Source organism: Pseudoalteromonas sp. SS15, assembly GCF_049257195.1.
Taxonomy (GTDB): domain Bacteria; phylum Pseudomonadota; class Gammaproteobacteria; order Enterobacterales; family Alteromonadaceae; genus Pseudoalteromonas.
This window is the reverse complement of sequence record NZ_JBMMUD010000006.1, coordinates 166966-182410: the sequence shown is the minus strand read 5'-3', so window position 1 is coordinate 182410 and position 15445 is coordinate 166966. Positions and strand designations below refer to the sequence as shown.

Here is a 15445-nt window from a genome sequence, read left to right as displayed (position 1 = left end):
ATTAATTCGCCTCAGAAGTTGCTACCGAAGGAGCGGCAACTGAATAAGATGGAGGACGATGCTCAAGTGCACCACCGAACGCTGGGTTAGGCTGAGTATCTAAGGTAAACTCTAGACGCTGTGGGGTACGAATATGTGATTCGTCAATCCAACTATTCAGCGTGTCTTTACCATTGATTTTTAAACCTTTAATGTAAATGTGTTCAGCGCTTGCAGCAGGTGCTTGAATGGTTAAATTACCAATTTGTGCCTGTTCAAATGCCGGGCTTGATAACACCATGTCTGCACGACCTGGGTAGAACGGATACATGCCTAATGCCGAGAATACATACCAAGATGACATCTGACCTAAATCGTCCTGGCCCGGAATACCAGACACTGAGTTATGCCAAAGTTGCTTCATGGTCTCGCGCACCGTTTGCTGCGTTTTATACGCATCGCCTGTGTATAAATACATCCAAGGCGTGGCAATTGACGGCTGATTCGATACATCAGCATATTGTGCTGAGTCACGATATAACACCCAAGTACCATCAGATTTACGGAAATGTGAATCTAAACGCTCAGACATCACCTCATCACCACCTAATATTTGGCTTAGCCCTTGGCCATCGAACGGTAACATCCATAAATACTGAGCCGGGCTGCCTTCGACAAATAAGTGACCACTGAATGGGTCAAACGCTTCTTTCCAGCTACCGTCTTTATTACGGCCTTGAATATAGCCAAGCTCTGCGGTCGCTTTAGGGTTATAAAGGTTTTTCCAATAACCTGAACGCGTAAGCATTTCAGTGCTGTGTGCGTCTTTACCTAAACGCGCTGCAAATTGTGACATGGCAAAATCGGCAGAGACTTGCTCTAAGGTTTCACTCGCCCCTTCCCACGAATTAGATTGATCAGATAAGTAATTCAGCGTTAGCCACTCATCTAAAGACGGTTTTTGGCCACGACAGAACACCGGACAACCCACGTCTGATAAATCGTACTCGGTTGGCACTGTTGAGGCTTTATATAAAGACTCGTACGCGCCTTCTATATCAAACTTATCTGCCCCAAATGCCACAAAGTTTGCAATGGCAATCGCTGATGGGTCGCCACTCATTACCCCTGTTGGGCCATTGTTGTGCGTCCATCTGTCCCAAATGCCATTAAATTGATTGGCTTGATTGAATAGCGACTGCGCAATATCACTGCCAACTTGCGGGTGCGTTAAGCTCACTAACTGCAGTTGTGAACGATACACATCCCAACCTGAGAAGTTCGCGTACTGCGCTGTTTGCTTGTCAGTGATCGTATGAACTTGTTGATCAAACCCTCGGTACTCACCGTTCACATCACTGAAAATATTTGGATGGAATTGACTGTGGAATAATGCCGTATAGAAAGTCGTCAGTAAGTCTTTATCGTCAGACTTCACTTTCACGCGACTAAGCGCATCGTTCCAACCCGCATAGGCTTTGTCTTTTATTTGCGCAAAGCTTTGCTGACCTTGCTCTTTGCCGAGGTTCTCACGGGCATTATCTAGGCTTACGTATGAAATACCCACACGCATTGTCACAGGTTGTTTCGCTTTAACGTCTAAATCGACCCATAGACCTGAGCCTTTACCCCACTCTGGTACACCGGTTTCACCATAGCCCATACCGCCTTGGCTAGAAGTCGCATCAACTGTTACCTTGTCATCAACATACGCACCGCTGCCTGTGATCGGCGCATCAATTTTCGCCACAAAGTGTAGCGTGTAATAATCACGACGGTTATATTCGCCTAAGTAACCGCAAAAGTTACCACTGGTAACATAACCGCTCACCTCACCTTTTTCTAAATCCACTTGGGTAAATGCATCACCACTGCCCAGCTGCGAATAAGCCGTTCTAAAAATCAGCTTGGCTTGCTCTGGCGAGTCAAAGGTAAATTCGGCAATACCAGTACGATCGGTTGCTGATAAACGTACATTAATGCCCGAATCTAGACCTACTTGGTAATAACCCGGAATGGCAGTTTCATCATCGTGGCTAAAATTCGCGCCATAGTAGGCGTTAATTTTATCGGTCGCAGGAGAGTGCTTGATGGCTTGATTAAACGGTAAAACGGGCACATCACCTGACGCACCTAAACAACCCGTGCCCGACAAACGGGTAAAAGAAAAGCCCTTTAAACGCGTCGCTTGCCAGTTATAGCCGCCCGGTGAGACTGGAATACGCACATTGTCTTCATTAATTCGCTTGCTGATCCCTTCGCTTTCTTTCATTAACGCTTCGGTGTAAGCGTGCTCAGGACCAAAGTTGAACATACCAAATGGCTGCACCGCACCAGGCACAACGTTAGCCGCTTGACGATGGTTAAATGGCCCTTTGGTACCAATAAATGGATTTACAAAACTGGCTGGATCTTGCACATAAGCAACGGCTTTGCTGTTTGCTTGCTCTGCAGGCTTTGCTTGTGCATCTTCATTGCGGTTATCGCCGCAGCCGCTGAGCGCAAGGCTCAGCGAAACCGCAGGCGTAACAAGAAGCAATGAACGAGAGAATGTCTTTTTCATGCTTCTGTCTCTTATTTTAAGAAGTTGTTGTTCACTGGGTTACTCATTGACGGCGGACGTGCCGACAGTGATTGACCAAATGACTTGTTAGGCTTAGCCGCCATAGTGAATTCAAGCTTGCCACCGCCCATGATGTCATCATGAGTGATATAGCTGCGCTCAAGTTTTTTGCCGTTTAAGCGTACTTCTTTTACATATTTGTTTTTCTTAGATAGGCCTTTTGCAATTACAGTAAATTGCTTGTTGTTTGCCAATGCTAAAGAAATTTTCGGTAATTGCGGTGCACCTAATGCGTAAGTTAAATCGCCCGGTGATACTGGGTAGAAACCCATTGCCGAGAAGATATACCACGCCGACATTTGACCTACATCGTCGTTACCCGCAAGACCATCTGGCTTATCTGAAGACAGCGTATCCATGATTTGACGAATACGTGCCTGAGTACGCCAAGGCTCGCCCGCATAGTTATATAGGTAAGCAATATGATGGCTTGGCTCATTACCGTGAGCGTATTGGCCAATTAGACCTGCAATGTCTTCATGCTCTTTGATTTTTTCGTACGACAGCTCAGTTTCGAATAGCTCATCAAGACGCTCAACAAACTTCTTGTCGCCACCTTTTAGCTTAATTAAACCGTGCACGTCTTGTGGTACATAGAAGCTGTACTGGTAGCTGTTACCTTCGGTGAATGCACCCATGTATTTTGCTTCTTGCGGATCAAAGTCTGGATTCCATGAACCATCTTTCATGCGCCCACGCATAAAGCGTACTTCTGGATCAAACACGTTTTTGTAATATGTCGCACGCTCATAGTATTCAGCCGCTGTTTTCTTATCACCAAGTGCCGTGAAGAATTGACCAATCGTATAGTCATCATAGGCATACTCTAAAGTGATAGAGGTTGACTCAGGTAACACGTCTAGCGGTACATAACCATATTGTTTGTACTCAGGAATGGCATCGTAATGCGGGTGGTTTGCAGTATCGATCATGGCTTTTTTAGCAAGCTCAACGTCGAAATCACGAATGCCCTTTAGATACGCATCAGCAATCACTGATACCGCGTGATAACCGATCATCGTCCACGTTTCATGGGCTTGGAACGACCAGATAGGTAGCATTTTGTCATGGCTCTGCTGATAATGATCAAGCATTGAAGAGATCATGTCTGATACTTTGTCAGGCTCAATGTAAGTCAATAATGGATGCAGTGCACGATAGGTATCCCATAGTGAGAATAGCGTGTAGTGCGTGTGATCTTTCGCTTGGTGAATTTCACCATCAACACCACGATATTGACCGTTTACGTCTTGATAGACACTCGGTGCTTGCAGTGCGTGATAAACCGACGTGAAGAACTGACGCTTTTCAGACAGCGAGCCTTCTACTTCAAACTTATCAAGTGATTTGTGCCATGTTTCGTCTGCTTGCTTAACCACTTTATCGAAGTTCCAATGCGGAATTTCAGTCTTTAAGTTTTCAAGTGCATTTGATTTACTTACTGCTGAAATCCCCACTTTTACCATCAGTGGCTCGCCTTTTAGGCCTTCAAAGTCTGCAACCACTTTAATGGCTTTACCTGCAGCTTCTGGGATTTTGTAGTTAACAATGGTCGATGGCTTTTTGCCATTGCCTTCGGTTAAACACCCATTACAACGGTAGCGTGTGTTGTCTAGGTTGATCAGCTCGATATCGCTAAACGGCTTTGAGAACTCAATGGCAAAGTACATTTGACGATTGTTCGCCCAGCCATTTGTCGCACGATAAGCTAAAATAGTACGGTCGTCGATAACGCGCACATCACTCCAAATTACTTTGTTTTTGAAGTTATAAATACTGTGCGTTAAATCCATTAACACGCTGCCTTTATCATGCTCTTTAAAGGTGTATTTGTGCATGCCCACACGAGTAGTCGCAGTCAGCTCAGCATTCACCTTGTAGTCTTGTAGCCAAACTTGGTAATAACCCGGCTTTGCCGTTTCATTGTCATGACTAAAGCGAGAACGATAACCCGCATCTGGATTGTCAGCTTTGCCCGGCTCTAACTTCACTTCACCCGTAATAGGCATCATCAATAAATCGCCAAGATCTGAGTGACCCGTGCCGCTAAAGTGCGTATGCGAGAAACCAACAATGGTGGTGTCGTCATAATGATAGCCCGCACAACGCTTGTAAATTTCTGGTTGTGGGTCAATGCCTCTAAATACTGAGTCGGTATCTGGGCTCAACTGCACCATACCAAAAGGTACAACTGCACCAGGAAAAGTATGGCCGTCACCGCCAGTACCAATAAATGGGTCTACATATTGCGTGTTTGCTGCAACTTGTGTCGCACCTAACATCATCACACCGCCTGTGACGAGTGAGTAAGTCATGCGTTTAGCACTGTGCCACCCGTGGCTTATCGTTTTCATTGTTTGCCTCTTTGCCAAATAACCTAAAAAATTATATACCCTTGCCATTTTAAGCCGCAGCGTTGTTGGTTTCGTTCTCTCACCCCAATCACATAGAGGATCTATGCTCATGAGGTTTCTTTTGCTTGCCGCCTACCTGCAACTAAAAATAGTTTGGTATTGGAATGAGCCGATTATCCTCTAATTTCCTATTAAAGGTAAAATGGAACGTTCCAAGAATAATTTGAATATACTGATCGATTTGCTAGAATACAACCCATTGCGACAAAATTAATCTTTGGTTGGCGCTGTTACAAGCACAATCACATTCTATAGATAGCCAAAATTTGAAAACAAATAATACTAACAAGCAGTCTGTCACTGTACATGACGTAGCCCGAGTGGCGGGTGTTTCAAAGTCTACAGTGTCACTTGTTTTACGCGGCAGCGATAAAGCCAGCGACCGCGCAAAAGAAAAAGTACTCAAAGCCATCGAAGAAACAGGATACGTTTATAATCGTGAAGCCGCGGCGATGCGCAGTAAGTCTTCAGATTTAGTCGCTATTGTGATCAACGACTTAACCAACCCTTATTCTGCAAATTTAGCGGTTGCCCTTGAAAAACACATTCGAGAATTGGGTTTAATGGCAACGCTCGTTAACACCAGCGAAAATGCCCTAACGCAAACGCAAATTGTGGCCAAACTACAAGAATACCGTGTAAAAGCCTTTATTATCTGTCCGACGCCAAACACCCAAGCAAGCTGGCTTAATCAACTACAAAAGCCGTATACGCAAGTGGTCAGCATCATGCGTCAAGTAGATGGCAGCCAAGTGCCTTGTGTATTACCAAACAACGAAATGGGGGCTTATAACGCAACGAAAGCGTTAATAGCACGCGGTCATAAGCACATCGCCTTTATTGGTGGTGATGCAGCAATATCGGACTACCATCAACGTTTAGCTGGGTTTAACAAAGCCGCCAAAGAGCAAAACGACATACAAACTTGGGTGTTTAATAGCACCACAAACCGTCACGGTGGTCGACTAGCAATGTCAGAATGCTTGGCGCAAGTACCGCAAGTTGAATCTGTGGTCTGCTTTAATGACATTGTGGCTTATGGCGTGATTGAATATTTAGCCGAGCAAAACTTAAAGCCTGGTGCAGATATCGGCGTGATCGGCTTCGATGACTTGGACGACTCAAAATTGATGAGTGTACCGCTAAGCACAGTAAAGATTGATGCCAACGATATCGCTAAAGCCGTGTGTCATATCTTGAAAAACGACACGCAAGAAGGATTAACTCAAGTGCCTGTGGAGCTAATAGAACGCAGCTCATAACTGTTCAAACTAAGTTCTATTTATGGCGCCAGTATGGCGCCATAAATAGAGTGTAAATTAGAGGCCGGCCCCGTTTATTTTTTCTTCCGTACGTGTTGCTCTCAATTCCTGCAATAGCTTCCCTCTTTAAATAACCTTCTTTACCAATATAAAACGACCTAGCCACTTCGATTATTTTATAACTTATACCCAAATTTTATACATGCCGATTTTTTCAATAGATTCAACATTCTAGTACCTTAAACACACCTAGAAGTAAAAATTTTGTGAATTAAAGGTTGATCCCTTGCGAAATAACGTCAATTATTTAGGAACGTTCCAAATTAACAAAGCAATTAAGCAGACAACATTTTGCTTTTTTAAAACATCAAAATTGGAACGTTACAAAAACATCAATGGGAACAAGGTATGACATCTAATAAACATCTTAAAACACCTATCGCGTTAGCACTTGCTTTCGCAGGCCTAAGCTTTAACACACTGGCATCTACCACGTTAAATGCCGATCTCACTGTACCAAATGGGATTATTAACGCATCAGAACAAAACACACCATACGAAACAGCAGACAAAGCATTTGATAACGACCAATACAGTAAATGGCTGGCGTTTTCTCCTACAGCTTGGCTTAGCTATGAGCTCAATCAGGCGAAAGTCATCACCGGCTACTCGCTGACTTCAGCAAACGATGCGCCGAGTCGTGATCCGCAAAATTGGCAGTTACAAGGTTCAAACGATGGTATTAATTGGCAAACAATTGATAACCAAGTTAGCCAAAGCTTTTCAAGCAGATACCAAAGCAAGCAATATTCTGTATCGAGCAACCAAGCCTATAAACATATTCGCTTAAATATTTCAGCCAATCATGGCGCAAGCCTAGTGCAACTGGCCGAAGTTGAACTATTTGGTAAAAGCGCAGATAACAATAATGGAACAACACTGCCAATCAACCAGTCTTTGAGCCTAAGCCAAGGTCAATGGCAACATTTTGGTCCTTTCAACGTCGCAGGCAAAGTAAACGCCTCAACGTCTGGCAGCGGTGATGCTGACCTGTATATCAACTTAGGTGCACCTGCAACGACTCAAAACTACACCTGCCAAAGCATTACTCCAACCGCAACAGAAAACTGTGAGGGATCTGGTCAAAACCTGTATGTGTCGGTTTATGGTTACTCGCAAACAAACGTCAATATCAATATTACTGAACAAGGTGTCACTGATCCTAATGACGGTTTATGGAAAAAACCTGTGGTGGATTTTGTCGATGTGAACCCAGAAACAACCGGCTCACAATTGTTTAAACGTATTATTGCCGATCCAGCAGGGCATATGGCTCAGCGCTGTGTCGATGTCGCTAAAATTCTATATAAAGACCCAATTGAGTCTGAACGTTTCAGAAAACTACGTTTCGAGTTACGTGCAAAAGATCATTGGGGCCAAGACTTTGTCGCATATAAAATGGGGCAAGATGGTTCGGGCGAAATGACCATAGTCGTCAGTACCGCACACCTTGAGCGTTTATATCGTGAGGGTGGTAATTCTGACTCTGCGATTTCAGACGAAATCGATGGTATCTTATTCCACGAAGTGACTCATGGTTACAACAATTCGCCACTCACACATGACAACTACGGCGATGGTCAAGCTTACTGGGCGTTTACCGAAGGGTTAGCTGATGCCGTACGGATTGGCGCAGGCTTCCACAAAACACGTACGCCAAGCACCTTAGATCCTAGAAAGTGGTTAACAGGCTATGAAGGAACAGGTTTCTTCTTACACTATATTAAAACCCATTTAGACAATGACTTTATCTACAAATTTAATAAGTCGGCGAAAGACATGGGTAATTACACTTGGTCGTTCGATGCGTCATTTAGACAGATCTTAGGACGTGGTGTCGAAGACGTATGGAATGAATACGCTAACTTTATAAACAGTGGCGGTCAGTTACAGTACTAATCGAAAAAGGCTAAAGCGTTTAAATAGGTTAAAACGCAAACGCCCAACAACCTAAAATGGGGTTAAAACGTTAGATTGTTTCAACCCCGTTTCTTAGTAAAACTATAAATAAATCTAGTTAGGAATTTTTCATTCAGACAAGGAAAAGGAATGCATCAATAGTGCGCTATTGAAAGTTCTTTTGACGCAGTATGAGAGAAAAATGTCTTCTAGATTTCAACGTTTTAACCTGATTTTAGGTTAAATTGGCTTTGGGCGTTAATTCTGTCTTGATTTGCTTACTTTCATCGAGCTCACTTTACTTTAAATTGTTTGAATACACTCTATCTTCCCATCATAACGACATATGGAGAATTGGAAATGGTTTCCCCATATCATCTAAAGGCGAACGAGAAACAATTTTAAACCCCATCGCTTCGTAAAAGCCTACAGCTTGAGGGTTTTGTTCGTTCACATCGACCTTATTGATGTAATGACAATTCAATGCATTCTTTAATAACGCTTTGCCAATTCCTTGTCCTCTATATTCATTCAAAATAAATAACATTTCTATTTTCTCTGAATGAATACCAATAAAGCCAACAATTGCGCCCGCATTATTTTTCATGCAATGTAAAATGACATTAGGAAACGCCTGTTCAACAATAATAGGCTTAAAAAACGCGATATCTTCTTCACTTATAAAGTTGTGAGTCGCTCGGACTGAGTTTTCCCAAACGCTTAGCAGTTCAGCATAATCGCTGGGAAGCACATCATCTATATACATAGTTATCTCTAGTTTATTTTAATCAAAAACGGTAAAAAAATCTGTTCAGCTTAAACAGCAGAATATTATAAAAATTCAGCTTTAATACTTAAGTTTCATATCCATAGCTAAACTTGAACCAACGCAGGGACAGAGCTATTATGAAATTTCGATCGTGATTGATGAAATCAAAAAATACAAAATTAGGAATAAAAATAATGAACAGGACATTAATTGCTTTTTCTTTTCTCTCCTTGTTAGTAACCTCTGAGAGTTTCGCATCAAACTCAGATTTAAATTCAGCGTTTAAAAAACATTACAAAGCGTATCAATCAGCAGTTAAATCGGGTGATAAAGAAAGTATTATCAAATCAGCAAAACAAGCATATGAAATTGGTCAGCAATTTTATGGTGAGCATGACATCAATACTATTAATCTTGCAATTAACTATGCAAATGCATTAGATAACAAAAACCCGGATAAGCTTGCTCTGTTAGAAAGCAATTTAAAAATTATTGAAACTCACCATAAAGACAATCTAAAAACCACTTTTGATGTGACTCTACCAATTGCCAAAATTACATTTGATGAAAACAGTAGGGCAGCGCTAAATAGTTTAAAAGAAATTGCACAAAAAGCAGAAGAACAGAAAGATTATGAGTTTGCTTCAGTCGCCTACCATGAAGCAATCAAACTCGCAGTAAGGAAGAGTAAAACTGTACCTGTAGCAAGAAAATTAATCCGCAGAAATGATGAGATAAATAAGGCGCACTTACCTGAAATATCTGTGCAGCGCCTCACTTCAGATATGTGGGTTGCATCTTTAGACGAAGCAAGAAACAGAAAAAAAGCCGCAATAAATCGTTTGGAGCATGTTGTGAAAGTCTTTGATCAGAACCTCGATTTTGATCACCCTTTTGAACTCACAGCACATTCCAAGTTAGTAGGTCTATATGAGAAGTCAGGTCAAAGTGATAAGGCCACTAAACATTGTTTAGCCATAGCAGAAATGGTGCCTTGGAAAGATAATCAAGAACAAGAGCCGTTATACAGAGCACACCCTGAGTATCCATCAAATATGGCACGTAGGATGAAGAGTGGCTGGGTAAAGCTGCAATTTACAATCAGTAAATCAGGTTTTGTTAAAGATATTGAAGTAATGGATTCATCCGAGGAAGGTTTTGAAAAGGCATCTGTTGAAGCGCTTGAGCAATGGCGTTATGCACCTAAATTCGAAAATGGTGAACCTGTTGAAGCGGTTTCGACAGTGCAATTAGATTATAAGATTAGCCGAGGTTAAGACTTAAATTGCGGTTTATATTTTTTATGAATTTTACGAAATAAAATATCAAACCAAAAAAGCAGGCCGAATGGCCTGCTTTGACTCTCACATTAATAATCTAGGGAAAATATTAATCTTGTGTCCAAATCGCGATTTCACCGATTTGCACTAATCTGCCGTTATCGCCGCCAATCCCCTCACCTTGTCGCTCATTTTTGAATGAGAAACGAACGTGTTGCACGTCAACTGGCTTTTCAAGCTCGTAGGTGTAAGTCGTTACCAACTCAGGTAAGGCCGTAAATGTTTGCTCATCGATGAGTGTCCATGTTTCACCATCGTTTGAAGCAAATACTTGCCAGCTCGTTGGGAAACGAATTTCGTTGTCACTGGCAGTGGCAATCGAGTATTTCGCTACATTCACCGCTTGTGGTAATACAAAATCAGCATTCACTGCTTCAACTTCATTAATCGGTAAAATATCTGGAAGATATTCTGGTACCCACCAAGGCGCTTCGACAACCGCATTAAACTTCTTGCGAATATCATTATCAGCCAGCGCTTCTGGACCTTCTCCCCAAATACCAATATGACTTGCATTGGTCGTTACGCTTACACCGTCAAACTGCACGGCATTATTAAAGCCCACCACCGGTGTTGGGTAAGGAGGGACTTTGCCAAGTGATTTAAGGTAAGTTTGGTATTCACCAACAATCACTGCCAGGCCACGATTTTCACCAAAAATATGCTTAAATGCAGCATCGAACGACCACTTAGGAAGTTCTTTCGCCGCCGCATTCAACGCTTTAATAAAGTCGATATTACGGTTGGTGTTCACCACCCATTCTAAGAAGAATGAAGTCTGGTTATAGGCATCTTTGTTGATGTCATCTAACCAATCTATGTTTGCTCGACCGTGCTCATAGAAACCCGCTTCGATACGGATAAAGTTAGCCAGTGCTTCTAGGTAAGTATGGTAGTCGGTGCCTTCAATGTAATCGCCAGTATTTGGCACATTGTTGTAACCATGGGTCAGTTCATGCCAAAGTACACCGATTATCTCGTCACGAATAGCTTGATCGCCTTTGCCTTCTAAATTAGCAATATGGTTAAGATCAAACATCAATTGCATCTGTTTGTCTGTGCCACCTTTTGCTGCCGGGAAATCATATTCATCGGTGATAAACTCCACCGATTCAAATACGTTAATTTCGGTGACATTGTTGAATAAACGCTTAGCGATCAACTCAGAAATTCGGTGAATTTCTGCTTCTAAGTCAGGCATCACGCGCTCAAGTACCGCTTGACCTGGATGCTCAGGTTTATTCTTGGTAAATGTCACTGTTGGCTGAGGGAAACCTGCCCAAGGGCTCGCTGGGTCCCAAACACGAATAAAGTCAGCTTTAACCAGCTCAGATTCACCTTTGTCGTTCTTAGCCACTAATGTCACAGTTTTCGCGCCTAGTTCGTTAAAACGAACAAGCGGTTTACGCTCAGTGCTGGTTGCAGGCGTGCCGCCTTCAAACGTCCACTGCCAGCTTGTTGGATTAACTAGTGAAGTATCTTCAAATACCACAAGCTCGTCCACTTCAGGCGTTAGGTTAGACGCGCCAAACGATACGATAGGCGCTTCTGCAATCACAATTAATTCAAGCTCTGCAAGCTGAGTAATGTCTGCACCATAGCTATCTGTGCCGCCGTGCTCTAAATCGAATTTAAAGTACTGATAAGCGGCTTGCTCACCTTCCAGTTCGTACGCTTTTAACTCTGCGCGACCTGCAAACGCTTCATTTGCGCGAGAATCGATTTCAACCCATTCTTGCTTGTCGTTTGAGCCATATACCACCCAGTTCTTAGGGTCACGCTTAGGCTCATCGTTTGCCGAAACAAAATGGTATTTTTGCAAAGCAGCCGCTTTCGCCGCTTTGAAGATCACAGTGGCTTTTTTATCAAAGGCCAAGAATTTGCTGCTGTGATTACCGTCAATTAAATTGCCAACCTGCTCACCATCTGGAGACGTTACCCCTTCGGCCAATACAGCTTCTATTTCTGCACCTTTGTCTTGTGACATATTGCGAAGTGCACTTGACCCCGCAGTTTCCGTCACTTGCGTGCTTTGCTCTGCTTCGCTTTGTGTCGAGGTAAAACCTGAGCCATCATTACAGCCAACCAGAATCGCCGATACCGACAATGCCAGTGCTGATAAAGTAAATTTATTCATGTTCGTTCCTTATTATTCTTGTTAGAACTCGTAAGTCATGCGCAATACAAACTCGCGACCAATGCTGTCGTAGTTACCACCTAAGTAGAACGGATAGCTACCCATGGTTTCGTCTTGCGGCGGCATCGCATTAAGCAAATTCTTCACAGAGAAAATCACACGGGTGTTGTCACCAATGAATTGACCGAAAGTTAGGTTATGACGGTACCAAGCTGGTAGCTTTTGACGCTCGCCATACACGCCAAGGTTCCACATTTCACCTCTGTACATGCTCAGCAATGAAATCGAAGTATCCTCTTTTTGCCACGTTAAGCTAAAGTTCGCGGTATCGTTGAAGTCGTAATTGTTCTGATCGTCTAAGATATCTTTAAGCGGATCAGCCGCTTCAATGCGTTCTTTTTTCTTCAATACTTTGTTGTACTCGAACTTGTAGCGGAACGTTCCAAAATCAGTATCAAATAAACCTTGCACGCCTAGATCAATACCGCCGTCTTGAGTTTCTGAGGCATTGATATAACCTTGACGCACTGAGTGCGGCGTATAGGCATCACCAGCAATCGGGTTGCCTAGGCGATCTGTACCCTTACCATTTTCATCATAACGTTGAATACGCGCTTCGGTGTTTTTACACAGTTGTGAGTTTGGATCTTGAATGCCTTCTTTACATTCCCACATTGTTCCAAGAATACTACCTGCGCTAAGAACTTTGATTTTGTCTTTAATCGTGATGTCATAAAAATCAACATTGAACGAAAGGTTTTCTGAATATTCATACACAAAACCTGCGGTAAACGAGTGGCCAGTTTCTTCTTTCAAAGTTGGATCGCCCGCAGATACCGTCTCGAAGCTCGCTTGCAATGAAGCCAATTGTGGGTTCGATAAATCGACGTTTTCACAGGTCGCTGTTAGCGCGTCGGTTGCATAACCTGATACTTCACCTTGAGCAGCTAATACTGCACACGCATCGGCGGTAATACGGTCGTTGCCAGAGCCAAAGTTTCCTGAGAAGCCTTGATAAACTGAAGACATACTCGGGCCGCGGAATGTCGTGCTATAAGCAGAACGAAGTACTAAAGATTCAACTGGTGTGTAGGTAAAACCAAGCTGATAAGTGGGTGCACCGCCTACATCAGTAATGTCGTCATAATGGTCGTAACGAACAGCGGCTTCTACATCAAATTGCTCTGTAATTGGAATTAAAAACTCCATCGCAGCTGCATAGCGGTCACGTTCACCTTCGGTAATAACACCAGTTAAACCCACAAACTCTTTATTTAGAATACGCGCGTCTGGCGTTGCACGCGTGCCTTCATTCATCGCTTCAACATAAGCGGCAAATGACACAGGCCCTGCTGGTAGTTCAAATAAGTCGCCTGTGATATCGGCTGTAAAAGTGTTATTGAACGAGTTACCGTCGTACGTTGCCCAATCAGCAATTTGCATTGCCGAGTCTGCTGTTAACGGCGCAAACCACATTTCGTAGTTAGGACGATAAACTGGCATGCCATTTACTTCACCGTATTGCTGACCTTTAACCAAGCGGTTGCCTTCATTGGTGTGATGTAAATAACGATCGTTGAAGTCATAGTTTGCACGGCTATAACCTACTGAATAGTAATAATCGCCAATCTCACCTTTAATACCCACATTGAAAGACAGTGAAGTATCGTTATACGTACGACCTAAGCCATCTTCGGTATATTCTTCATCAGCAACCACTCGCCACATGTATTTAACCGGTGCACCCAGTGTACCTTCTTGGTTTTCGATATCTGGATCCCAGAATGTACCGCCATGAATTGACTCATGATGACCCCAGAAGAAGGTGTTACGACGGCCTTTTTTCTCTTGATCGATATAGAAGCCATTCGCAAATAAGCTGTGCTGATCGTTTAAGTGATATTCTGAGTTGATGTAAACACTGAATGCTTCTGATTGATTTCGAAGTAACTTATCGCTGGTTTCATCCCAACCACAGCTAGCACCATAACTATTTCGCTCAATAAAATGCTGTACAGCGCGTGGATGCGGGTTTTGCTCAGAGTTACAGTACTGCGCTGAATACTGGTTTTTGTACTCGGTGTTATCAGCCCAAACTGTGATTGAACGGTTTGTTTCGTGGTGTGCTTTTGGATCTGGGTTGTCCCATACACTGTCATGGTAAGGTCTGTCACCCGATAGCAAAGGATCAGTATGCTTATACTCTAGTGCATAATCGAATGTGAACTCGTCTTTTTGGAAACCGCCTACAAAAGTTAAACCTTTTTTCGCGCCCGTTCCATAAGTATCTTGGCCATAAAAAGCATCAACATAATGCGAATCTATGCCTTTTTTTGTGATGATATTAACAACACCCGCCATCGCATCTGAACCATAAATCGCCGATGCACCACCCGTTTGAATATCAATGCGTTCAACCATGGCAGTTGGGATCATATCAAGGTTAACAAAGTTGGTTTGACCGCCGTAAGGCATTGGGTAGTAGGCTAAACGCTTTCCGTTTACTAGGATCAGCGTGTACTCTGGGCCTAAGCCTCGCAACTTTAGCTCTTTGGCACCCGGCGTATAAGAACCCGTTTCAACTTCACCTAAGATCTGGCCGTTGGCCGCAGTCACACTACTTAACGCTTCATAAACATTAGTGAAACCACTTCTCACCATATCTGCAGATGAAATCGTTTGAATATTTGTAACACCCTCAAGTTCAGTACGCTTAATACGTGAAGACGTCACTTCGATACGTTCAACTTTTTCTTCGACCTGATTTTGCTCCGCAGCAGTTGCAGAAGCAGATATCGACAAAGACACGGCCAGTGCCAACGGCGATAGCATTAAAATTTTGTTGTTATTCATCTTAGCCTCTAAGATTTATTTTTATGGAACGTTCCATTTCTGTGTTAAAAAAATACTGCAGTGAATATCAATAAACTCACAACAGCATGGAACGTTCCAATAATTGCGC

General features: G+C 43.0%; 8 protein-coding genes. 3 read left to right on the top strand and 5 right to left on the bottom strand.

Features of this window, described 5'->3' with window-relative positions:
- Position 1: 1 nt before the first annotated feature.
- Positions 2-2542 (bottom strand): GH92 family glycosyl hydrolase, encoded by a 2541-nt coding sequence (locus AAEU28_RS13955; RefSeq protein WP_421964691.1) that lies wholly within the window; start codon positions 2540-2542, stop codon positions 2-4.
- A gap of 11 nt (positions 2543-2553) precedes the next feature.
- Positions 2554-4956 carry a GH92 family glycosyl hydrolase gene (locus tag AAEU28_RS13950; protein ID WP_421964690.1) on the bottom strand — a complete coding sequence of 801 codons (2403 nt, stop codon included), beginning with the start codon at positions 4954-4956 and terminating at the stop codon, positions 2554-2556.
- A gap of 326 nt (positions 4957-5282) precedes the next feature.
- Between AAEU28_RS13950 and AAEU28_RS13945 the strand changes: the two genes are divergently transcribed.
- On the top strand, positions 5283-6278 hold the full coding sequence (locus AAEU28_RS13945; RefSeq protein WP_421964689.1) for a LacI family DNA-binding transcriptional regulator: 996 nt from the start codon (positions 5283-5285) through the stop codon (positions 6276-6278).
- A 408-nt stretch (positions 6279-6686) separates the two neighbouring features.
- Entirely contained in the window at positions 6687-8237 is a 1551-nt protein-coding gene (locus tag AAEU28_RS13940) for a basic secretory protein-like protein (protein WP_421964688.1), read from the top strand.
- Positions 8238-8571: 334 nt separating this feature from the next.
- On the opposite strand, the gene AAEU28_RS13935 is transcribed toward AAEU28_RS13940, so the two are convergent.
- Complete coding sequence (locus tag AAEU28_RS13935) at positions 8572-9003, bottom strand: GNAT family N-acetyltransferase (RefSeq protein WP_421964687.1); 432 nt, start codon at positions 9001-9003, stop codon at positions 8572-8574.
- Positions 9004-9164: 161 nt separating this feature from the next.
- Here AAEU28_RS13935 and AAEU28_RS13930 point away from each other — a divergent pair, with 161 nt between their 5' ends.
- Positions 9165-10283 carry an energy transducer TonB gene (locus AAEU28_RS13930; RefSeq protein WP_421964686.1) on the top strand — a complete coding sequence of 373 codons (1119 nt, stop codon included), beginning with the start codon at positions 9165-9167 and terminating at the stop codon, positions 10281-10283.
- Between the two features lie 112 nt (positions 10284-10395).
- Here AAEU28_RS13930 and AAEU28_RS13925 read toward each other — a convergent pair whose 3' ends face one another.
- Entirely contained in the window at positions 10396-12483 is a 2088-nt protein-coding gene (locus AAEU28_RS13925) for a basic secretory protein-like protein (RefSeq protein WP_421964685.1), read from the bottom strand.
- A 21-nt stretch (positions 12484-12504) separates the two neighbouring features.
- A complete protein-coding gene (locus tag AAEU28_RS13920) occupies positions 12505-15336 on the bottom strand; it encodes a TonB-dependent receptor plug domain-containing protein (RefSeq protein WP_421964684.1) in 2832 nt (943 codons plus the stop codon).
- Between the last annotated feature and the right edge of the window lie 109 nt (positions 15337-15445).